Origin of the sequence: Streptomyces sp. NPDC017936, assembly GCF_044328485.1 — a bacterium.
Classification (GTDB): Bacteria; Actinomycetota; Actinomycetes; order Streptomycetales; family Streptomycetaceae; genus Streptomyces.
Genome location: NZ_JBIRHK010000009.1, coordinates 175,348 through 194,629, shown reverse-complemented (window position 1 = coordinate 194,629; position 19,282 = coordinate 175,348). Strand labels below are relative to the sequence as shown.

Sequence of the window (19,282 nt, the reverse complement as noted above, 5' to 3'; positions counted from 1 at the left end):
TCGGTGTGCTGAACCCGGGCCCGCCGACATGCGGTCGAGGGCGAGGCGGCGCACCGGCGAAGATCCTCCGCATGTTCTCGCGCAGGCTCCGCCGCCCCCGGTCCCCCGAACTGCTCAAGGCCTGGGAGTGCCTCGACGCGGGCGACGTCCTCGCAGCGCTGCGCCAGTTGCGGAGGGCCTCCGAGCAGCCCCAGCCCCTCGCGGAGGTCGCCCTCGTGGCCGCCCGGGCCGCGGAGGCCGCCGGCTTCGACGACCTGCACCGGGCCGCCACCGCGCTGAGCGCACAGCCCGGCACGGCACGGACGCTCTACGACTACGGGTACGCGTGCGTGGAGCGCGGAGCGTCCCACCTCGCGATACCCGCGCTGCGCGAGGCGGTGCGCCTGGCGCCCGGCTCCCCGGCGGTCCTGCGCGAACTGGTCTCGGCGTACGAGGACGAGGGCCGGCACCGTGAGGCCGCCGACCTGCTGGCCGCGCGCGAGGGGAGCTTCTCCGAGTGGCCCGACCGCTACCTGCTGGTCTTCAACGCCGTCCTCGCGGGCGACCTGGAACTGGCCCGCCGCCACCACGCGCTGCTGCCGGCCCCGGACGACGACATGTGGCTGCCCGCCCGTGACCGCCAGAACCGGGTCCTGGAGCGCGCGGCGAGCGTCGAGGCGGTCAGCGCCCTGGACCGCGCCGACCTGCGCGGCTGGCAGTACGTCATGGGCGGTACCGTGCTGGGCACGCTCTCCCCGTACGGCTTCGGCCAGGGCACGACGGGCCGGTTCGCCTGCCTCCAGGACACCCACGACACCTGCCTGCAGGGTCTGCTCCGGCTGAAGGCGGTGCTCGACGCGGCGCAGACGCGCCCGCGTTCGGTGTCCCTGCTGCCCGAGCGCGGCAGCCGCATCCTGGGCCTGGCCGCCGCCGAGGTCCTCGGCCTGCCGGCGGAACCCTTCACGGCGGGGCGCCAGGACACGGTCGTGATCGCGTACGACCTGAACGGGATGCACCAGGTGGACGGAGGAGCGGAGATCGTCGGGCAGCTGTTCGACCGTGTCCCGGGGCAGGTGCTCCACGAGCACGCGAGCAACTGGACCGACACGCCCGCCGTCACGCCCGACAGCGTCGCACTGCTCCACCAGGCCGTGGTGGCGCCGTGGGGCGAGCGGATGCGGCACACCGCCGACGGCCGCGTGGAGCGCGACGAGCCCGACGGGCGGCCCGAGTCGGAGATCGCCGCGGAGATCGTGGCCGCCGACGCGACGCCGGACCGGGGCGACGGCGACACGCCCGCGGACCCCGTCGAGCGGCTCACGGACTTCGTCGCGGCCGTCCGCGGCACCTGGCTGCGGGGCGACCGTGCCCGGGTGAAGTCGTCCGGACCGGTCCCCGGTTCGCGCTTCTCCTGACCGGCCGGCGGTCACGCGCACGCGCCGGTCACGCGCAGACCGCCGCACGGAGGGCGGAGCGTCGCTCTCCGGCCACCCGGCGTCGCCACGCCGACGGAGCGTCGGCCATGGCTCTCCCCGTCGATCTCCGTCGTCCGCCGTGCTGGTCCGCGCCGGGCACCCGCGGGTGGCGGGCGCCCTGTACGCGGTGCTGTGCACGAGCGTGGTGCGGCTGTGGTTCGACGACGCGTCCGGCGTCGACGGTTTCCTGGGCGGCAACCTCTACCCGTGGATCACGCTCGGTCTGCTCGTCCGGCTGCCGACGGGTCAGCGCGGGGGGAAGCGGCGTCCCACGGCCCACAGCGCGAGCGCCACGACCGCGCCGCCCAGCAGGGCGGCGCCCGCGATGACGGCCGCCTCGGGCCAGCCGGGCAGCCCGCCGCCGGCGGTGGCCGAGACGGCGACGGGACCGGCGGCGGCCACCGGTGTCCCGGCGGGCCGCGGCCCTGACCGGGGCCCGCGCAGCGCGTCCAGCGAACCCACCGGGTCGACCCGGCCGGCGGCCTCGAAACCCCAGTCGAGCAGCGCGCGCGCCTCCTCGTAGACGGCGAGCCCGCCACCCTCCCGCGGGTTCATCACGGTCACGACGAGGGTGCGCCCGTCCCGCCGGGCGGCGGCGACGAGCGTGTGCCCGGCCTCGCTGGTGTAGCCGTTCTTGATGCCGATCAGCCCCGGGTACGGGTCGACGCCGTCCTTGCCGGTCAGCAGGCGGTTGGTGTTGACGATGGGGTACGGTCCGCCGTCCCGCCCGGGGAACCAGGCGCCCGCCGTCCCGCAGTAGCGCGCGAAGTCCGTGTTGCGCAGCCCCGCCCGCCCGAACACGGCCAGGTCGTACGCCGAGGACACCTGCCCCGGTGTGTCGTAGCCGTCCGGGGAGAGCACCCGGGTGTCGAGGGCGCCCAGCGACCGCGCCTTGGCCTGCATGCGGGCGGCCGTGGTGCGCCAGCCGCCGTTGAGGGCGGCCAGGACGTGCACGGCGTCGTTGCCGGAGCTGAGGAACACCCCGCGCCACAGGTCGGAGACCCGGTACGTCCGCCCCTCGACGACGCCGACCAGGCTGCTGCCGGCGCCGATGCCGGCCAGTTCCTCCCCGGCCACCCGGTGCTGGACGCCCCCGGGCAGGACGGGCAGCACCGTGAGGGCGAACAGGGTCTTGAGGGTGCTGGCGGGCGGCAGCCGGCGGTGCGCGTTCGACGCGGCGAGGACCTCGCCGGTGCGGGCGTCGGCCACCAGCCACGACCGCGCGGAGACGTCCGGCACCCTGGGGGCTCCGGCGTGCGGCCTGACCTGTGTACCGGGGCGGTACAGCAGCGCCGGCCGCGGCGTCGTCGCCCGCGGTTCGCCGGCCGCCCCGGGACTGCCGGGTTCCGCCACGGCGGGGCCGAGGACCAGGGCGCCCGCCACACACACGGCGCAGGCCGACAGCGCGACCCGGGGAGAGAATCCGATCGTCATACGGTCAACGTAGGAACGAATCGGGGCTTCCCCCGCCAGCCCGTGCCGGACATCTCGCGCGTGCACCCGGATGCCGCATGCCGCGTCACCCGGCGCCCCGGCGCCGCGCTCGTCTCCCGGCGCGACGGCCCGGACGACCGGGGCGGGCGGGACGAGCGCGGTGACGGAGCGGGCGCGGCGCCGGGGGTGACGGGGCGACCGGGCGGTTCAGGCGGCCGGGAGGGTCGGCAGGACGCGGCGCAGGAACGCGGCGTTGTCCGGCGTCCCGCGCATCCGCTCCAGGAGCGTCTCCAGGTTCGTCCGGCCGTCGCGGGTCCGCAGCGCGCGGCGCAGGCCGCGTACGGCGGTCAACTCGCCGGGCGACAGCAGGAGTTCCTCGCGACGGGTGCCCGAGGCGTCGATGTCGACGGCGGGGAAGACCCGGCGGGAGGCCGGTTCCCGGTCGAGGCGGAGCTCCATGTTGCCGGTGCTCTTCAGCTCCTCGAAGAAGAAGTCGTCGGCGCGGGAGCCGGTTTCGACCAGGGCGGTGGCGAGGACGGTGAGCGAGCCGCCCTCCTCGGCCGCCCGTGCGGCGCCGAAGAACCGCTTGGGGCCGATCAGCGCGGTCGCGTCGACACCGCCGCTGAGGGTGCGGCCCCCGGCGGCGGCCGCGTTGTTGTGGGCCCGGCACAGCCGGGTCAGCGAGTCGAGCAGGATCACGACGTCCTCGCCCGCCTCGACGAGCCGCTTGGCCCGCTCGACGACGAGTTCGGCGAGCGCGATGTGCTGCCGGGGCGACCGGTCGAAGGTGGAGGCGTACACCTCGCCGCGCACCGAACGCCGCATGTCGGTGACCTCCTCCGGACGTTCGTCGAGCAGCACCACCATCAGCCGGGCCTCTGGGTGGTTGCCGGCCACGGCGGCGGCGATCTGCTGGAGCAGGACGGTCTTGCCCGTCTTGGGCGGGGCGACGAGCAGCCCGCGCTGGCCCTTGCCGACGGGGGCGATCAGGTCGGTGAGGCGTCCGGCGAGACCGGCCGCCGGGTGTTCGAGGCGGAGCCGCTCGTGCGGGTGCAGGGGCGTGAGGTCGCGGAAGTGGCGGCGGCCGCCCAGTTCCTGCGGGGTGCGGCCGTCGACGCGGGTCACGTCGGTCAGCGCGTGCTGCGGGCCGCGGACCCCTTCGAGGAAGTCGCCCTTGCGCAGGCCGAGTCGGCGGATCAGCGCGGCCGGGACCGGGAGGTCGCCGGGGGAGGGCAGGCAGTGCTCGGCCCGCAGGTGTCCCTTCCCGCCGCCGTCGATGTCGAGGACACCGGTGACGAACCGGGCCGGGGGCTGCTGCCGGACAGGGGGGTGTGCGAGTGCGGTGGTCATGGTGGCCGGTCCTTTCGAGGACGGAGGCAGGGGACATGCGGAGGAAAGGGGGGAAGCCGCGAGGGGAGGGGCGTGGACGCACGCCTCCGACGGCGGGGAGCATCACCTCGGGCAGCGGGGATCCCTGCTCACGAGGGGTGCGGGGGAGCCGGTGCGCCGACCGGGAAGGGTGGGCGGAGCGGCGGAACGGAAGGAGAACCGGCATCGGCGCCCACAGCGGGGCGTGCACGGATGCTCCCGGGAGCGTAGCACCGGCCGCGCGGCCGTGGCCAGAGGATGCGCCCGGTTCCTGTCGGGACAACGCGGCGCGGCCCCCGTGCATTCCGCGCCGGCTCGCCCGGGGCGTCCTCGTGCCGCCGGGCGGGGCGGAGGGGACGGCCGCCCTCGGGCGCGAGGCGCTGAGGCGGTTCCCCGCCCACCCCGACGTCGCCGGGGCGCACGGCACCGGGGCGCACGGCACTTCGCGGCTCCGCGCGAGGGCCGGATCGCCTGGGGCCGGCCGCTGACGACGTCCGCGACCCGTGCCCGCGACGGTCACCGCGGCGGTGACGACCACCGCCGGCCGCGCTCTCCGGCCGGCCGTGCCTTCACCGCGCGGCGGACGGCGGAACTCCGCCCGCCGCGCCGGGGAGCCGGCGGACGGCCTGCTCGGCGGTCCGGCCCGCGCCCCGCCGGCTCCGGGCCGGCGCGTGCGCCGGCGAAGACGGCGCCGGATGTCCCCAGACCGTAACGATGCGTGACGACAAGGGACTTGACCGTCCACACTGCCTTATCTTCACACCATGTCCACGCCGCCTCAGTCTCCGCCGCCGGAGCAGCCGTCCGAACCGCCCGCGCAGCCGAGCGCGTACCCCTATCCGCATCCCCAGTCGCCGGGACCGGGCGGAACGGCCGCCTTCCCGCCGCCGGCCGCCCCGACCCCGCCGGGCGGTCAGAACTTCTACGCCACGCCCACCCTGGTGGGGCAGCCGGGTCCGGCCCAGGCGGCCGCGGGGCCGTACCACCAGCCGGGCGGGTACGGCCCCGTGGCCGCCCCGCCGGCCGGGGGCGGTGCCGGCGGAGCCGGGCGGGCGGTGCTGTGGGCCGTCGTCGGCGCGCTGGTGGCGTCCGCCGCCTGGGCGGCCGGCGTCTTCCTGATCGGCGGCCGGGGAGCCGACGCCGACCTGCGCGGCTACACGGCCCCGTCGAACCTCTGCAGCAGCGCGGACTACTCGTCGTTCAAGGACGAGTACCCGCAGGACGACGACTCCCCGACCCACAGCGAACTCGAGGACGCCGCCCTCGACGAGAGCTACTGCAACCTCGGTCTGGAGAAGTCGGGCTCGACCTACTCGGACGCCTACCTCTCGATCGAGGTGAGCCTGCACAAGAAGACGGACCCCGCACCCGAGTTCACGGCCAAGTGGAAGAACTACGCGCAGAGCCGCAAGGGTTACGACGTGGACACCGTCACGGGCATCGGCGACGAGGCCTACCTCGTCAGCGAGGACACCACCGACACCTCCGACAGCGGCTCCATGGACGTCACCCTGGCCGTACGGGACGGCTGGGTGACGTACACGATGAACTACAGCGTCTACCTCTCCTCGTACGACGAGGACGACACCTCGCCGAAGCTGGACGAGGTGACCGACTGGCTGAAGACGGACACCGGGGCCACCCTGAAGGAACTGCGCAGCTGACGCCCGCACGCCGGCGTCCCGCCGGGGGCGTTCCCGCGTCCCCGGCCGGGTCAGGCCGAGCGCGCCTCCGCCTCCTTCACGATCTCCTCGAACCGCGCCCCCATGGCCGCCGCCAGCGCCTGCGCCCCCGACAGCGGCCGCACCATCACGGTCAGCGCGTCGATCAGGCCGTCCTCGTCGACGTGGAGGAAGTCGCAGCCGGTCAGCTCCCGGTCGCCGACCCGCGCGGTGAACACCAGCGCGTGGTCGCGGCCGTCCGCGCCGGCCAGCTCCCGCTCGTAGCGGAAGTCCTCGAACACCTGGGACACGGCCCGCAGGATCGACGCGGTGATCGCCTTGCCCGGGTACGGCTTGAACACGACCGGACTGGTGAACACCACGTCCTCCGCCAGCAGGGCCTCCACGGCGTCGAGGTCGCCCGCCTCGACCGCCTCACGGAACGCGCGCATCCGATCACCTCATAGACAAATAATTGAATAGGTGTCGATGAGAATAATCATCGGCCCTTACCATGTCCACATGTCCCTCAAGTACGCCGTCCTGGCCGCCCTCCTGGAAGGCGAGGCCTCGGGCTACGAGCTGTCCAAGATCTTCGACGTCTCGCTCGCGAACTTCTGGCCCGCGACCCCGCAACAGCTCTACCGCGAGCTGGAGCGGCTGGCGCAGGACGGCCTGATCGAGGCGCGGGTCGTGCAGCAGGAACGCAGGCCCAACAAAAGGATGTTCACGCTCACCGGGGCCGGCCGCGAGGACCTGCGGGCCTTCGCCGCCGCCCCGCCCCGCCGGCCCACCGCCGTCCGCGACGAACTCCTCATCAAGGTCCAGGCGATGGACGGTGTGGACGCGGAGGTCACGCGCGCCCAGATCGAGGAGCGCATGACCTGGTCACGCGCGAAGCTGGCCCGCTACGAACGGGTGCGCGAGCGGCTCCTCGACGGCCGCAGCGAGGAGGAGTACCTGGCCGGGTCCGACCGGATCGGCCCCTATCTGACCCTGATGGGCGGCATCGGGTTCGAGGAGGAGAACGTGCGCTGGTGCCGGCGCGCCCTCGCGCTGCTGGAACGCCGTGCCGCGCTCACCCGGCAGGGATAGGGTGACGCGGATGTTCAGCCCCGAAGGCCCCACGCTGCGCGAACTCGCCGTCCAGGCGCTGTCGTCCGTCGAGCACGGCTACGACCTGCTCGCGCCGAAGTTCGACCACACGCCCTTCCGCACCTCCGACGCCGTCCTGGCCGCGGTCGTCTCGGCCCTGCGCCGCACCGGCCCGTACGATGACGGGCTCGACCTGTGCTGCGGCACCGGGGCGGGCGTGGACGTGCTGGCGACGGTGTGCCGGCGCGGTGTCACCGGGGTCGACTTCAGCGCGGGCATGCTCGACGTGGCCCGCGGGAGCACGCGCCCGGCGGGCCCGCGGGTGTCCTGGGTGCGCGCGGACGCCCGCGCCCTGCCGTTCACGGCCGCCTTCGACCTCGTCGTCAGCTTCGGCGCGTTCGGGCACTTCCTGCCCCGCGAACTGCCCGGTCTCTTCGCGCAGGTGCACCGGGTGCTGCGGCCGGGCGGCCGCTTCGTCTTCCCCGTGGGCGCCCCGCCCCGGCCGTCCTCCCGGGCCTTCTGGACGCTCCTCGGCTTCGACGCCGTGATGCGGGTGCGCAACGCCGTGTGGCGTCCGCCGTTCGTGATGTACTACCGGGCCTTCCGGCTCGGTGAGGTGCGCCGGGAACTGGAGCGCGCCGGGTTCCGCGTGGACCTGCGCGCCCTGCCCGAGTTCGGGACCAGGGACGACGGCAGCCCGCGCGCCCGCGTGGTCGAGGCGCGGCGCGTGAGCTGACCGTCCGGGCTCCCGGCGGGACCGGCCCGCCGGGAGCCCGGACGGAGCGCCGTGCGAGCCGTCAGAGCGCGGCGCTGCGCACCCGTCGTGCGGTGTCCCGGACGGCGTACGGGCCGTCCGCCGCCGGCAGGGTGAACGCGTAGACCAGTTCCTCCTGCCGCACGTCCGTCACCAGGTCGGTGATCTCCAGCGGCCGGGCGTACTGGTCGTGCACGCGGCGCGTCACCCGCAGCGAGCGGCCGCCGTCGCCGAGGGCGAGGGAGTCCCGCTGGTGCAGGGTCAGGCCGGCCCGGCGCATCCAGTCGTAGACGCGGCGCAGTCGGGGCGATCCGGTGGTGCCGGCGCGGTCGCGGTAGCGGGCGAGTTCCGGCACCTCGGCGAGGGCGACCGGGGAGAAGGACGTCACGGCCGTCCGCAGCCCGCGGCCGTCGGTCCCCGTGGACTCGTAGCGGTGGACGAGCGTCGGCCGGTGGGGAGCGAGCCCCAGCGCCTCGGCGTGCTCCGGCGGGGGCGGCTCCCAGCCGAGCGCGGCCCGGTCCACCGCCGTCGGGTCGTCCGACGCCCGGGCGCCCACGGGGAAGACGAGGAAGGACAGGGCGCCGGCCGGAGCCCCGGGCAGGGCCGCGTGCGTGCCCCGCCGGTCGGTCGCGACCAGGCCGTCCCGGCGCAGCACCTCCAGCGCCTGCCGGACGGTCACCCGGCTGACTCCGAAGTGCTCCGCCAACTGCCTTTCGCCGGGCAGGCGTTCACCGGGCGGGATGGTCCCGTCGCGCAGTTCGCCGAGCAACTCCTTCGCTATCCGCCAGTAGATGGGCCGTTCGTGGGGGGTGGTGCGGGCCATGCCGCGCGCCTCCTGGGGGTGCGTGCCGTGCGGGTTCGTGCGCCCCAGATCTAGCATTGGTCTAAACCACGAAGGAAGGGCGGGCGGTCCGATCGGCCGAAACCGGACCGCCCGGACGCCCCCTCACAGTGCGCTGTACACGGCCTCCACCAGCGCCATTTTGCGCGGGTCGTCCGCGATGCGGGGTCCCATCCGGTTCATCACGTATCCGAGGGACACCCCGGCCTCGGGATCGGCGAGTCCGCACGAGCCGCCGAAGCCGTCGTGCCCGAAAGCCCGCGGGTTGGGCCCGTAGGAGCCGTTCGGGCCGCTGAGCCACAGGCCCAGCCCGATCTCCGTCTCGTGCGCGAAGCCGGCGCCCAGCACCAGGTCGCGGCACCTGCCCTGGCCCTCGCGCACCCGCTCGGCCGCCTCGGCGGACAGCACGCGCCGGCCGGCGAACAGGCCCCGGCCGGCCAGGACGCCGTAGAGCGCGGCGACGGCCCGTGCGGTGCCGTGCCCGTTCGCGGCGGGGATCTCGGCGGCCCGCCACCCGGGAGAGTTGGCCGCGTCGGCGTCCGCCGCGGGGTTGGTCAGCGCGGCGATCGCGACGGGCGTCAACTGGCTGAGGACCGCGGCCTGTTCGCTGCTCGACGCGGCCGGCGGACGCACCAGCTCGGCGGCCCGCCCGGCCTCCTTCTCCGGCAGGCCGACGGTGAAGTCGATGCCGAGCGGACCCGTCACCTCCCGCTCCAGGAAGGCCCCGGGCAGCAGGCCCGTGACGCGCCGCACGACCTCCCCGACCAGGAAGCCGTACGTGAGCGCGTGGTAGCCGGACCGGGTGCCCGGCTCCCACCAGGGCTCCGTCGCCGCCAGGCGCGCCGTGGTCAGCTCCCAGTCGTAGAGCTGCTCCAGGCTGTGCGGTTCCCGCAGCCCGGACAGGCCGGCGCGATGGGACAGCAGGTGCCGCACGAGCACCCGCTCCTTGCCCGCCGCCGCGAACTCGGGCCAGTACGCGGCCACCGGCGCGTCGAGGTCGAGGAGACCCCGGTCGGCCAGGACGTGCGCGCACAGCGCCACCGGCCCCTTGGACGTCGACCACACGTTGACCAGCGTGTCCCGCTCCCACGCGCGCGTGCGCGCCGCGTCCGCCCAGCCGCCCCACAGATCGGCGACGGTCACGCCGTCGACGGTCACGGCCACCGCGGCGCCCAGCTCGCCGCGCTCCCGGAAGTTCTCCTCGAACGCGGTCCGCACCGCCGCGAAACGCTCGTCGCAGTGGCCGTGGACCTGTGGCACGTGCTCGGACATGGACCCTCCGTGATCCGCCGGAAGCCCGGACCGCGACGGTGCGGACCGGGCCCCCTGAACGTACCGACTGGTCGGACCGGAGGGAAGGCGGCGTCCGCGTCAGGCGTACGACCGCAGCCAGCGCACCTTCGCCGCCTCGTGGTACGGGCCGCCGCCCTCGTGGTCGTTGAAGTCGTACACCTCGATCGCCTTGTCGTCGCCCGCCCAGGCGTGGAAGGCGGCGAACACGGTCGACGGCGGGCAGGTCTGGTCCTCCAGGGCCACCGAGAAGAGTGCCGGGGCCGAGCCGCGCGCGGCGAAGTGCACGCCGTCGAAGTACGACAGGGTGTTCAGCACGTCCTGCGTGCGGCCGCGGTGCGTCTTGAGGAACAGCCCGATCTCCCGGTAGGGGTGACGGTCCGTCAGGGTCGCCGCGCGCGGGAAGTCGCACAGGAACGGCACGTCCGGGGCGACCGCGACCAGGTCCGGCACCAGGCCGCCCACGGCTATCGCGATGCCGCCGCCCTGGCTCGCGCCGAGCGCCACCGTGCGCGCCGCGTCGGTCAGCGGATGCGAGCGGGCCGCCTCGACGGCGCGCACCGCGTCCGTGAACACCCGGCGGTAGTAGTAGTTCTCGGGCGCGTCGATGCCCCGCGTCATGAAGCCCGGGAACGCCGGCGCGCCGCCCACCGGGTCGGCGGTGGCGCCGCCGCCGCCCCAGGCGCTGCCCTGGCCGCGGGTGTCCATGATGAAGTGCGCGCGGCCCGTCGACGCCCACAGCAGGTGCTCGTGCGGCAGCCCGCGCCCACCGCCGTAGCCGACGAACTCCACGACCAGGGGGAGCGGCTCCTCGGCCGCGGCGGGCAGGGTCAGCCAGGCCTTCACGGGGTGGCCGCCGAACCCGGCGAACGTCACGTCGTACACCCGCACCGTGGCCAGCCCCGTGTCGACGGGCTCGAAACGGGCGTCCAGGTCGTGCTCGCGGGCCTCCTGGAGGGTCTTGGACCAGAACGCGTCGAAATCCTCCGGCGCGGTGGACGCGCTGCGGTACGCGTGGAGCTCCTCGAGGGACAGGTCGAACAGGGCCATGGGCACCCGCCTTTTGTAAAGTGGCCGTACGAATGATCACACCGTACGTGCGCGGTGGGAGCGCCCGGAAGACCCCATGCCGGCCGCGTCCCGGCGGCCGCCCTCACGCCCGCCGCCGGCTCCACTCGGGACCCGTCCGCGCCCACTCCCGGTCCCACTCGTCCAGCCGGTGCCGCAGCGCCACCCGGCGGACCACCGCGTGCCCGAGCAGCACGGCCGCGGCCGTGCCGCCCGCCGCGGCCACGCCCATGGTCAGGGTGTGCTGCCACACCGCCGTGCCGTTCGCCGGCGGACCGACGCTCCGCCCCCGCGTGTCGAACCACACGTCCACCCGGTCACCGCGGTGCGTGCCCGCCGGAACCCGCGCCACGGCCGTCCTCGAGCCCTGCCCGGGCTCCGTCCAGCGCACGGCGACCCGGTACCACTCCTCCTGGCCGCCCTGCGCCGTCGGCAGGGCCTCCGGGGGCCGGCCGACGACCTCGGCCCGCACGTGCCGGCGGTCGGCCTGCTGTTCGGCCACCATCGCCCGCGCGTCGTCGTGGGCCCACTGCCCGGCGACGGCGCCCACCAGCGGGGCGACCACCAGCAGCAGCACCGCGACCACCACCGCGGTCCACGCCTCCACGACGTCCGACCGGCGCCGCAGCGGATTGCGCCGCCAGCGCCAGCCGCGCACCCGGATTCGCATGTCGCCCTCCTCGCGCCGTCACGCGGACGAGTGCCCCCATGGACGGAATACCCCCTTCCGGTGAGATCGCTCAGGGGGCCGGCATGCGAAAAGGGCCGGCGCGCGAAGGGGAGGCGTGCGCGGGGGAGGCACGCCGAGGGGCGGCGCGGCGGCTCCGGGACGCGGGGCCTGCGGTGCGGCAGGACCCGCGCGCGAACGTCAGCCGAACCGTTCGATCCGGATCCGGTCCACCGGCTGCCCCGCCGCCACCAGCAGCCGCGAGGCGTGCTCGGCGAAGGCGTTGGACCCGCACACGTACGCCTCCCAGCCGCCCGCGGGCGGCTCGGCGAGCAGCGGCGCCAGGTGTGCGGCGCCCAGCCGGCCCACGGGCACGCCCTCCGGCGCGGTCCGCGTGAAGACGGGCGTCGTCTCCGGCCCGTACTCGCGCGCGTAGATCAGCTCCTCGGGGCCGCGCGCCGAGACCAGCAGCCGCAGCGGCACGGCCAGGGCGCGCGACCGGTGGTGCCGGACCATCGACATCAGCGGCACGACCCCGGAGCCGGCGCCGATCAGCAGGGCCGGCCGGTCGCCGGGCCAGGCGAAGAAGCCGCTGAGCGGGCCGCGCACCTCGACCTCGTCACCGGGACGCGCGACGGTGTGGAACCAGCCGGAGACCTCACCGCCGTCCACGTGGTCCAGGGTCAGCTCGATGTGGCCCGAGTCGTCGGGCGGGGACGCGATCGAGTAGTGGCGCTGGGCCGTGTAGCCGTCCCCGGCGGTCAGCCGCAGCATCAGGTGCTGCCCGGGCAGGTGCCCCGCCCAGGCCGGCACCGCGAACCGGAAGGTGGCCGCCCGCGGTGTCTCGCGGCGGATCCCGGTCAGCGTGGCCGTCTGCCACACCGCCGCCGCCTGCTCGCTCACGGCGATGCGGCCCGGCACCGCGAAGCGGGTCGGGGGAGCGAAGGCCGGCGGAGGACCGGAGGCCGGCGGCGTGACGCCCGCCGGGGACGTGGAGGTCTCAGTCACCGGAGTACCGCTGCTCCTCCCAGGGGTTGCCGCGCGCGTGGTAGCCGTTGCGCTCCCAGAAGCCGGGCTCGTCGTGGTCGAGGAGGCGCAGGCCCGCGATCCACTTGGCGCTCTTCCAGAAGTACAGGTGGGGCACCAGCAGTCGCGCCGGACCGCCGTGCTCGGCGGTCAGCGGCTCGCCGTCGTACCGGAAGGCGATCCAGGCGCGTCCGCCGGTCAGGTCGGCGAGCGGCAGACCGGTGGTGTACCCGGTGTGCGCGTAGGCGACGACGTGGGTGGCGGTCGCCCGCGGCCGGACCGCGTCCAGGAAGGCGTCCAGCGACACGCCGCCGAACCGCACCCCGAACTTCGACCAGCCGGTCACGCAGTGGATGTCGCCCTCGTAGGCGGCGGAGGGCAGGGCGTGCGCCTCGTCCCAGGTCCAGGTGCGGGGCGCCTCGACCAGTCCGTCGATCCGGAAGGTCCAGTCGGCGGGCGCCAGCGCGGGCGTGACCTCCGCGGAGAGGACGGGCCAGTCGTCGCCCGCGTCGTACTGGCCCGGGGGCAGCCCCGGGTTGTGGACGCGGGGGCGCCCGGTGAAGCCTCGGGTGACGTTCATGCGGCTCCGGCGTGACGATCGGCGGTGGTGTGCTCCGTCCACCGTACGCGCCGTCCGGCGGTGCCCCGGCCCCGGCCTCCCCACGATCGTTAAGCCCGTATGAACTCTCCCGGCTCCCGGGAACAACGCCCCGCCGCCGCCCCTTGCACCAGTCGTCCCGGATCCGGCGGTCCCGCGGTCACCGCAGGTCAGCGGTGCGGCGGTGCGGGGTCCGGCGAAGGAGCGAAGGAGAGTGAGCAATGCCGAAGGCGTACGTCTTCACGCGGTACGGCGGCCCGGAGACCGAGGCGCTCGTCGACGTGGACCGGCCACGTCCCGGGCCCGGTGAGGTGCTCGTCGCGGTGCGCGCGGCGGGCGTGAACCCCGTCGACTGGAAGCAGCGCACGGGCTACCGGCGCCCCGGCGAGACCGGTGAGCGCGTCTTCCCCTCCGTCCTCGGCAACGAGGTGGCGGGCGTCGTCGAGGAGACCGGCCCGGACGTCACCGGCTTCGCGCCCGGCGACGAGGTGTTCGGCACCGCGGTCGCCGGCGGCTACGCCGAGTACGCCCTCCTGGCGGCCGGCGTCACCGCGCCCAAGCCGGCCGCCCTGACCTTCGCCGACGCCGCGACCCTGCCGGTGGCCGCCGCGACCGCCTACGACGGCGTCCACCAGCTCGACCTGCCCGCCGGGGCGACCCTGCTGGTCACCGGCGCCGGCGGCGGTGTCGGCGTGGCGGCCGTGCAGATCGCCCGCGCGGCGGGACTGCGGGTCGTGGGCGTCGCGAGCGACGGGAAGAAGGAGCTCGTGGAGTCGCTGGGCGCCGTGCACGTCTCCTCCGGGCCGGGCTGGGCGGAGCGCGCCCGCCGCGCCGCTCCCGACGGCGTCGACGGCGTCTACGACCTCGTGGGCGGCGAGGTCCTGCGGGAGGCCGCCGTCCTGGTGGACGACCGGGGGAAGCTGATCACCGCCGGTGCTCCGGCGGAGGAGGCGGAGCGCCTCGGCGGCGCCCGCGTGGCCCGGGCCCGTGACGCGGCCGTCCTGCGCGCGGTGGCCGGCCTCGTCGTCCGCGGCGACCTCGACCCGCACGTCACCCGCACCTACCCGCTGGACCGGGCCGGCGAGGCCCTGCGCGAGGTCGAGGCCGGCCATGCCCGGGGCAAGATCGTGATCGAGATCGGAGCGGCGGAATGAGCCACGGGACGTCGGAGTCCGGACGCGCGGCGGAGCCGCAGGCCGGGCCGGGGGGAGTGCCGGGGCCCAGGCGCAGGGCCGGGGCCGCGCCGGAGGCGGCGGCCGGGGCGCGGCACGTCCTGGACAATCCCGCCCTCGCCTCCCTCGCCGGGCCGCACGCGCACTTCGCCGAGCGTCGTGGCCGCGTGCTGCGCTATCCCGTCGACGTCTCCCCGTGGCTGGCCCTGCCCGACGAGCCGGACGCCGAGGACTGGGCCGACCTGGCGGCGCTCGCCGGGCCGGGCGCGGAGGTGCCGCTGCCGGGGTTCCGGGGCGAGGTCCCGGCCGGCTGGGAGATCACCTCCCGGGTCGAAGGCGTGCAGTTCGTCGACGACGGGCTGGCCGCCGCGCCGGATCCCGAGGCGGTCCGTCTCGGCCCCGCCGACGTCCCCGAGATGCTCGACCTGGTCGCCCGCACCCGGCCCGGCCCCTTCGAGCCCCGCACCATCGAACTCGGCACCTACCTCGGCATCCGCCGCGAGGGCGCTCTCGTCGCCATGGCCGGTGAGCGGCTCCACCCACCCGGCTGGACCGAGATCAGCGCCGTCTGCACCGACCCCGCCTTCCGCGGCGAGGGCCTCGCCACCCGGCTGGTCCTCGCCGTCGCGCACGGCGTCCGCGCCCGGGGCGAGACCCCCTTCCTGCACACCGGCGCCGGCAACACCGGCGCCATCCGCCTCTACGAGTCCCTGGGATTCCGGCTGCGCCGCAGGACGGCGTTCCTGGCGGCCCGGGTGCCGGAGCGGCTGGGGGAGGGGCGGGAGGCGGTGCCGGTGCCGTGAACGGGGCGCCCGACCGGTCCGGGCGGGCGCGGCACCGCCCGGCCGTCCGGTGACCCCGTGCCGGACGGACCACCGCCGTCCGGCGGGTCCGGGCGGATGCCGTGCTCCTGTCGCCGTCCGCCGTCCGCCGTCCGCCGTCCGCGCACCGGGACCCGGCGGGCCGGCGCGGCGGGCGGCTCCGCGGGCGACGGGGGCGCGGGACGACGCCGGCTACGACGGTTCCGTCGCCGCCGCGTTGTACCGCACCAGGTACTCCGCGAACCGCTCCAGGTCCTCCCCGGACCACCGCGCCAGCCGCTCCCGGAAGGCGGCGCGGCGGCTCTCGGTGACCTGGGCGAGGATGCGGCGGCCGGCGTCGGTGAGGTGCAGGACCTGCACGCGGTGGTCCTCGGGGTCCTGGCGCCGTTCGATCAGGCCGGCCCGCTGCAGGGCGGCCACCTGGCGGCTGACGGTGGACTTGTCCAGCGCGTAGTGCGCGGCCAGGTCGGTCACCCGGCACGTGCCGCTTCCCTCGAGATGCCCCAGCAGGGTGTACGACACCAGTGACAGCTCGGGATGCAGCCGGCCCGCCGAGGCGCGGGCGCGCCGCGCGAACACCGTCATCTCGCGCTGGATGGTCTCCACGGCCTGCGCCGGTTCCACGGGCCCTCCCTCACTCTCCTGGTTGTACCGTACAACCACCAGGGGGGAAGCGGCCCGAACGGCTTCCCCGTCCGGCCGTTGGGATAAGGTTGCCGTCCGGCTGCGGACGTCCCCAGCCGTGAGCGACCGGGGAGGTGAGACCCATTACCGCTGTGTCAGGCCGGGTGCTCTCCCCTCACGACGGCGCGGACCGCCGCCGCTAGGCGAACCGCGAGAGCGCCCTTCGGCTCCCGAAAGGCTCTCGGCTTCCATGCCCCCACTGTCTCCCCCGTCCCCCTCCCCCTCTCCCTCGTCTTCTCCGTCGTCGGCCTCGGACCCGTTCCCGGCCTCCCCGGTGTCCGCCCCCGACGGCTCCCCGTCCCTCTCCCGTGACGACGTCGTGCGCGCGCTGCGCGCCGCCGGCTGCGTCTTCGCCGAGGACGAGGCGGAGCTGCTCCTCGACGCGGCCCGCACGCCGGACGAACTCGCCGCGCTGGTGGACCGTCGCGTCGCCGGCCTGCCCCTCGAACTCGTCGTGGGCTGGGCGGAATTCCACGGCCTGCGGGTCGCCGTGGAACCCGGCGTCTTCGTGCCCCGCCGCCGTACCGAGTTCCTCGTCGCCCAGGCGCTCGCCCGCGTCCCGCACGCCTCCGTCGTCGTCGACCTGTGCTGCGGCTCGGGCGCCGTCGGCGCGGCCCTCGCCTCCGCCCTCGGCCGGGTCGAGCTGCACGCCGCCGACATCGACCCGGCCGCCGTCCGCTGCGCCCGCCGCAACGTCACCGCCCTCGGCGGCCGGGTCCACGCGGGCGACCTGTTCGAGGCGCTGCCCGGCCGGCTGCGCGGCCGCGTCGACATCCTGGCCGCCAACGTGCCGTACGTCCCCAGCGGCGAGGTCCCCCTGCTGCCCGCGGAGGCACGCGACCACGAGCCCCTCACCGCCCTCGACGGCGGAGCCGACGGCCTCGACGTCCTGCGCCGGGTCGCCGCGGGCGCGGCGCGGTGGCTGGCGCCCGGCGGCTGCCTCCTCGTGGAGACGAGCGAGCGCCAGGCGCCGGACGCCGTCGAGGCCTTCACCCGCGGCGGCCTGACGCCGGCTCTGGTCGTGGACGAGGAGCTGTACGCCCACGTGGTGATCGGGGCGAAGGACCGGTAGGGGCGGAGGTCGGCGCTCCCGTCCGCCACGGGGGCGCCGGGCCGCGGCGCCGCTCCCGCGGGCGCACCTCCGCGCGCCCGCGGGCACGGTCGCGTCACTCCCGTGCCCGCGCCACCAGCAGGGCCACGTCGTCGTGGTTGTCGGGGTGGTGCAGCGCGTCCAGGAGCAGGTCGCACATCTCCTCCAGCGGGCGCGCCGGGTCGTCCAGGAGCGCGAGCAGCGCGTCCAGGCGCTCGTCGAGGGAGTGCCGGCGGGTCTCGACCAATCCGTCGGTGTACAGCACGAGTTGGTCGCCGGGGGCGAAGTCGACGTCGGTCGTGGAGAACTCCACCCCGCCCACGCCCAACGGCGCCCCGGTGGGCAGGTCGAGCAGCTCCGGCGGACGGCCGGGACGGACGCGGACGGGCGGCAGGTGCCCGGCGTTGGCGATCCGGCACTGCCTCCGGCCGGGGTCGTGGACGGCGTACACGCAGGTGGCGATCGAGTGGTCGAGGCCCGAGGTGATCCGGTCGAGGTGCTCCAGCAGCACCGCCGGGTCGAGGTCGAGGGAGGCCAGGGTGGTGGTCGCGGTGCGCAGCCGGCCCATGGTGGCGGCGGCGTCGATGCCGCTGCCCATCACGTCGCCGACGACGAGCGCGGTCTTGCCGCCGTCCAGCGGGATCACGTCGAACCAGTCGCCGCCCACCTCGGTGGTGGCCCCGGCCGGCTGGTACCGGGAGGCCACCTCGAGGCCTCCGGTGACCGGCGGATGGCTGGGCAGAAGGCTGCGCTGGAGGGTGAGGGCGGTGGTGCGGGCGTTCTGGTACCAGCGGGCGTTGTCGATCTGCACGGCCGCGCGGGCCGCCAGTTCGCGGGCGAGCACCAGGTCGTCCCGGCCGAACGGCAGGGGGGTGCGGGTGCGTTTGAGGTCGAGGGCGCCCAGCACCTCGCCCCGGGCGATGAGCGGCACCGCCAGGTAGGAGTGCAGGCCCGCCCGCTCCAGCAGCGCGGCGGCCTCCGGGGACCGGGCGATGCGGACCAGGTCCTCGTCCCCGACCCGCGGCACGAGGACCGGCCGGCCGGTGCGCACGCACTCGGTCACGAGACGGTCGGGTGCGTAGTCGGCGACCTGGCCGGGCACGTCGGCCGCCTCGAGCGCGTGGGGTGCGCCGGCCGCCCGGACGGCCAGCGCGCGGATCACGGCCGGTTCGGTGGGGCCGAGGCTGGTGCGCCGGCCGGCGACCACCGCGTCGAGCAGGTCCACGGACGCCACGTCGGCCAGTTCCGGCACCGCGACGTCGGCCAGTTCGCGGGCGGTCCGCTCCAGGTCCAGGGTGGTCCCGATCCGGGCGGAGGCGTCGGCGATCAGGGCCAGCCTGCGGCGCGCGGCCTCGGCCTCGACCCCCGCCCGGTACTGGGTGGTGACGTCGACGGTGGAGAAGGCCACGCCCAGCACGGTGCCGCGGGCGTCCTCCAGGCGGTACAGCGAGACCGACCACGCGTGGTCCTCGCCGGGGTCGGCGGGCGTGCGTCCGACGGTGGAGCGGTCCAGCAGCGGCACACCGGTGCGCAGCACCTCGCGGGCCGCCGTCTCCAGGGCCTCGGTGTCCAGCCCGGGGAGCAGTTCGCCCGCCGTCCGGCCGATGTGCTCCCGCGCCGGGAGGCCGTTGATCCGCTCCAGCGCGGGGTTGACCGTGACGAAGCGCAGCTCGGTGTCCAGGACGGCGAAGCCGATGGGGGACTGGGCGACCATCCGTGTCGAGAGGGCCACGTCCCGCTCCAGGCGGCGCACCGTGGACTGGTCGGCGGCCAGGCCCAGGGCGTACACCTCGCCCCGGTCGTCCACCAGCCGCATGTTGCGGAACTCCACCAGCCGGGTGGTGCCGTCCTTGCACAGGATCGGGAAGGCGCCCGCCCAGCTGCGCCCGGTGGACATGACGTCGCTGAACAGCTTCACGACCAGATCGAGGTGCCGCTCGTGCACCATCACGTGCGCCGCGAACCGCCCCAGGGCCTCCTTCGCCGCGTAGCCGAACAGTTCCTCGGCCTGGGGGCTCCACAGCACGATCCGGCCCTCGGTGTCGAGCACCACCGAGGCCACGTTCAGCACGTCCAGCAGCCCGCTGGGTTCGGTGGGACCGCCGCCGTCGGCCGTTCCGCCTGCGCTCATGCCACGAACCGCCTCCGAAGGCCGACGCGGCACGTCGTCCCCCGTGCCGACTCCCCTTGTTCCACCGCGCACCATCGTCTTCTCCCACGCCTGGAGCACCGCCTCCCATGCTCCCCCAGGACGGCGCG

18 protein-coding genes are annotated in these 19,282 nt (G+C 75.6%); 7 read left to right on the top strand and 11 right to left on the bottom strand.

The features are described from left to right. The first annotated feature begins 71 nt into the window (after nucleotides 1–71). Entirely contained in the window at nucleotides 72–1,394 is a 1,323-nt protein-coding gene (locus ACH4F6_RS20720; RefSeq protein WP_397961712.1) for a hypothetical protein, read from the top strand. Nucleotides 1,395–1,700: 306 nt separating this feature from the next. Here the strand turns inward: ACH4F6_RS20720 and ACH4F6_RS20715 are convergent, their stop codons facing one another. Continuing rightward, nucleotides 1,701–2,888 carry a D-alanyl-D-alanine carboxypeptidase family protein gene (locus tag ACH4F6_RS20715; protein ID WP_397961711.1) on the bottom strand — a complete coding sequence of 396 codons (1,188 nt, stop codon included), beginning with the start codon at nucleotides 2,886–2,888 and terminating at the stop codon, nucleotides 1,701–1,703. 207 nt (nucleotides 2,889–3,095) lie between these two features. Then, nucleotides 3,096–4,238 (bottom strand): transcription termination factor Rho, encoded by a 1,143-nt coding sequence (gene rho, locus ACH4F6_RS20710; protein WP_397961710.1) that lies wholly within the window; start codon nucleotides 4,236–4,238, stop codon nucleotides 3,096–3,098. Nucleotides 4,239–5,020: 782 nt separating this feature from the next. On the opposite strand from rho, the gene ACH4F6_RS20705 reads away from it, so the two are divergent. Then, a complete protein-coding gene (locus ACH4F6_RS20705; protein WP_397961709.1) occupies nucleotides 5,021–5,920 on the top strand; it encodes a hypothetical protein in 900 nt (299 codons plus the stop codon). A 50-nt stretch (nucleotides 5,921–5,970) separates the two neighbouring features. Here ACH4F6_RS20705 and ACH4F6_RS20700 read toward each other — a convergent pair whose 3' ends face one another. Beyond that, nucleotides 5,971–6,369 carry a nuclear transport factor 2 family protein gene (locus tag ACH4F6_RS20700; RefSeq protein ID WP_397961708.1) on the bottom strand — a complete coding sequence of 133 codons (399 nt, stop codon included), beginning with the start codon at nucleotides 6,367–6,369 and terminating at the stop codon, nucleotides 5,971–5,973. Between the two features lie 70 nt (nucleotides 6,370–6,439). Between ACH4F6_RS20700 and ACH4F6_RS20695 the strand changes: the two genes are divergently transcribed. Together ACH4F6_RS20695 and ACH4F6_RS20690 are read left to right on the top strand one after the other, a co-directional pair. Continuing rightward, entirely contained in the window at nucleotides 6,440–7,012 is a 573-nt protein-coding gene (locus tag ACH4F6_RS20695) for a PadR family transcriptional regulator (RefSeq protein WP_397961707.1), read from the top strand. A gap of 10 nt (nucleotides 7,013–7,022) precedes the next feature. Continuing rightward, complete coding sequence (locus ACH4F6_RS20690; protein WP_397961706.1) at nucleotides 7,023–7,748, top strand: class I SAM-dependent methyltransferase; 726 nt, start codon at nucleotides 7,023–7,025, stop codon at nucleotides 7,746–7,748. A gap of 61 nt (nucleotides 7,749–7,809) precedes the next feature. On the opposite strand, the gene ACH4F6_RS20685 is transcribed toward ACH4F6_RS20690, so the two are convergent. From ACH4F6_RS20685 to ACH4F6_RS20660, 6 genes are all read right to left on the bottom strand, one after another. After that, nucleotides 7,810–8,589, bottom strand: a complete 780-nt coding sequence (locus ACH4F6_RS20685) for a GntR family transcriptional regulator (RefSeq protein ID WP_397961705.1) — start codon at nucleotides 8,587–8,589, stop codon at nucleotides 7,810–7,812. Between the two features lie 123 nt (nucleotides 8,590–8,712). Beyond that, nucleotides 8,713–9,879, bottom strand: a complete 1,167-nt coding sequence (locus ACH4F6_RS20680) for a serine hydrolase domain-containing protein (protein WP_397961704.1) — start codon at nucleotides 9,877–9,879, stop codon at nucleotides 8,713–8,715. 99 nt (nucleotides 9,880–9,978) lie between these two features. Next, nucleotides 9,979–10,947, bottom strand: a complete 969-nt coding sequence (locus ACH4F6_RS20675; RefSeq protein ID WP_397961844.1) for an acetylxylan esterase — start codon at nucleotides 10,945–10,947, stop codon at nucleotides 9,979–9,981. Between the two features lie 103 nt (nucleotides 10,948–11,050). After that, nucleotides 11,051–11,635 (bottom strand): hypothetical protein, encoded by a 585-nt coding sequence (locus ACH4F6_RS20670; protein WP_397961703.1) that lies wholly within the window; start codon nucleotides 11,633–11,635, stop codon nucleotides 11,051–11,053. A 198-nt stretch (nucleotides 11,636–11,833) separates the two neighbouring features. Further along, nucleotides 11,834–12,553 carry a ferredoxin reductase gene (locus tag ACH4F6_RS20665; RefSeq protein ID WP_397961843.1) on the bottom strand — a complete coding sequence of 240 codons (720 nt, stop codon included), beginning with the start codon at nucleotides 12,551–12,553 and terminating at the stop codon, nucleotides 11,834–11,836. Nucleotides 12,554–12,632: 79 nt separating this feature from the next. Continuing rightward, entirely contained in the window at nucleotides 12,633–13,238 is a 606-nt protein-coding gene (locus tag ACH4F6_RS20660) for a sulfite oxidase-like oxidoreductase (RefSeq protein ID WP_397961702.1), read from the bottom strand. Nucleotides 13,239–13,477: 239 nt separating this feature from the next. Here ACH4F6_RS20660 and ACH4F6_RS20655 point away from each other — a divergent pair, with 239 nt between their 5' ends. Beyond that, the gene (locus tag ACH4F6_RS20655) at nucleotides 13,478–14,410 is read left to right on the top strand and encodes an NADP-dependent oxidoreductase (RefSeq protein ID WP_397961701.1); all 933 of its coding nucleotides are present in this window, start codon (nucleotides 13,478–13,480) and stop codon (nucleotides 14,408–14,410) included. Further along, nucleotides 14,407–15,231 (top strand): GNAT family N-acetyltransferase, encoded by an 825-nt coding sequence (locus tag ACH4F6_RS20650; protein WP_397961700.1) that lies wholly within the window; start codon nucleotides 14,407–14,409, stop codon nucleotides 15,229–15,231. Before ACH4F6_RS20655 ends, ACH4F6_RS20650 begins: the two co-directional genes overlap by 4 nt. Before the next feature lie 210 nt (nucleotides 15,232–15,441). Here the strand turns inward: ACH4F6_RS20650 and ACH4F6_RS20645 are convergent, their stop codons facing one another. Then, nucleotides 15,442–15,873, bottom strand: a complete 432-nt coding sequence (locus ACH4F6_RS20645; RefSeq protein WP_397961699.1) for a MarR family winged helix-turn-helix transcriptional regulator — start codon at nucleotides 15,871–15,873, stop codon at nucleotides 15,442–15,444. Between the two features lie 250 nt (nucleotides 15,874–16,123). On the opposite strand from ACH4F6_RS20645, the gene ACH4F6_RS20640 reads away from it, so the two are divergent. Then, on the top strand, nucleotides 16,124–17,005 hold the full coding sequence (locus ACH4F6_RS20640) for a putative protein N(5)-glutamine methyltransferase (RefSeq protein WP_397961698.1): 882 nt from the start codon (nucleotides 16,124–16,126) through the stop codon (nucleotides 17,003–17,005). A gap of 94 nt (nucleotides 17,006–17,099) precedes the next feature. Here the strand turns inward: ACH4F6_RS20640 and ACH4F6_RS20635 are convergent, their stop codons facing one another. Next, nucleotides 17,100–19,154: a SpoIIE family protein phosphatase gene (locus tag ACH4F6_RS20635; protein WP_397961697.1), complete on the bottom strand. Its 2,055-nt coding sequence runs from the start codon at nucleotides 19,152–19,154 to the stop codon at nucleotides 17,100–17,102. Nucleotides 19,155–19,282: the final 128 nt, after the last annotated feature.

What these genes read in the sequence shown, in the direction of transcription:
- ACH4F6_RS20675 (WP_397961844.1), bottom strand. Translation starts at nt 10,947, where the DNA reads ATGGCCCTGTTCGACCTGTCCCTCGAGGAGCTCCACGCGTACCGCAGC.
- ACH4F6_RS20640 (WP_397961698.1), top strand. Translation starts at nt 16,124, where the DNA reads ATGCCCCCACTGTCTCCCCCGTCCCCCTCCCCCTCTCCCTCGTCTTCT.
- ACH4F6_RS20670 (WP_397961703.1), bottom strand. Translation starts at nt 11,635, where the DNA reads ATGCGAATCCGGGTGCGCGGCTGGCGCTGGCGGCGCAATCCGCTGCGG.
- ACH4F6_RS20660 (WP_397961702.1), bottom strand. Translation starts at nt 13,238, where the DNA reads ATGAACGTCACCCGAGGCTTCACCGGGCGCCCCCGCGTCCACAACCCG.
- rho (WP_397961710.1), bottom strand. Translation starts at nt 4,238, where the DNA reads ATGACCACCGCACTCGCACACCCCCCTGTCCGGCAGCAGCCCCCGGCC.
- ACH4F6_RS20690 (WP_397961706.1), top strand. Translation starts at nt 7,023, where the DNA reads ATGTTCAGCCCCGAAGGCCCCACGCTGCGCGAACTCGCCGTCCAGGCG.
- ACH4F6_RS20685 (WP_397961705.1), bottom strand. Translation starts at nt 8,589, where the DNA reads ATGGCCCGCACCACCCCCCACGAACGGCCCATCTACTGGCGGATAGCG.
- ACH4F6_RS20720 (WP_397961712.1), top strand. Translation starts at nt 72, where the DNA reads ATGTTCTCGCGCAGGCTCCGCCGCCCCCGGTCCCCCGAACTGCTCAAG.
- ACH4F6_RS20635 (WP_397961697.1), bottom strand. Translation starts at nt 19,154, where the DNA reads ATGAGCGCAGGCGGAACGGCCGACGGCGGCGGTCCCACCGAACCCAGC.
- ACH4F6_RS20655 (WP_397961701.1), top strand. Translation starts at nt 13,478, where the DNA reads ATGCCGAAGGCGTACGTCTTCACGCGGTACGGCGGCCCGGAGACCGAG.
- ACH4F6_RS20650 (WP_397961700.1), top strand. Translation starts at nt 14,407, where the DNA reads ATGAGCCACGGGACGTCGGAGTCCGGACGCGCGGCGGAGCCGCAGGCC.
- ACH4F6_RS20695 (WP_397961707.1), top strand. Translation starts at nt 6,440, where the DNA reads ATGTCCCTCAAGTACGCCGTCCTGGCCGCCCTCCTGGAAGGCGAGGCC.
- ACH4F6_RS20680 (WP_397961704.1), bottom strand. Translation starts at nt 9,879, where the DNA reads ATGTCCGAGCACGTGCCACAGGTCCACGGCCACTGCGACGAGCGTTTC.
- ACH4F6_RS20705 (WP_397961709.1), top strand. Translation starts at nt 5,021, where the DNA reads ATGTCCACGCCGCCTCAGTCTCCGCCGCCGGAGCAGCCGTCCGAACCG.
- ACH4F6_RS20715 (WP_397961711.1), bottom strand. Translation starts at nt 2,888, where the DNA reads ATGACGATCGGATTCTCTCCCCGGGTCGCGCTGTCGGCCTGCGCCGTG.
- ACH4F6_RS20700 (WP_397961708.1), bottom strand. Translation starts at nt 6,369, where the DNA reads ATGCGCGCGTTCCGTGAGGCGGTCGAGGCGGGCGACCTCGACGCCGTG.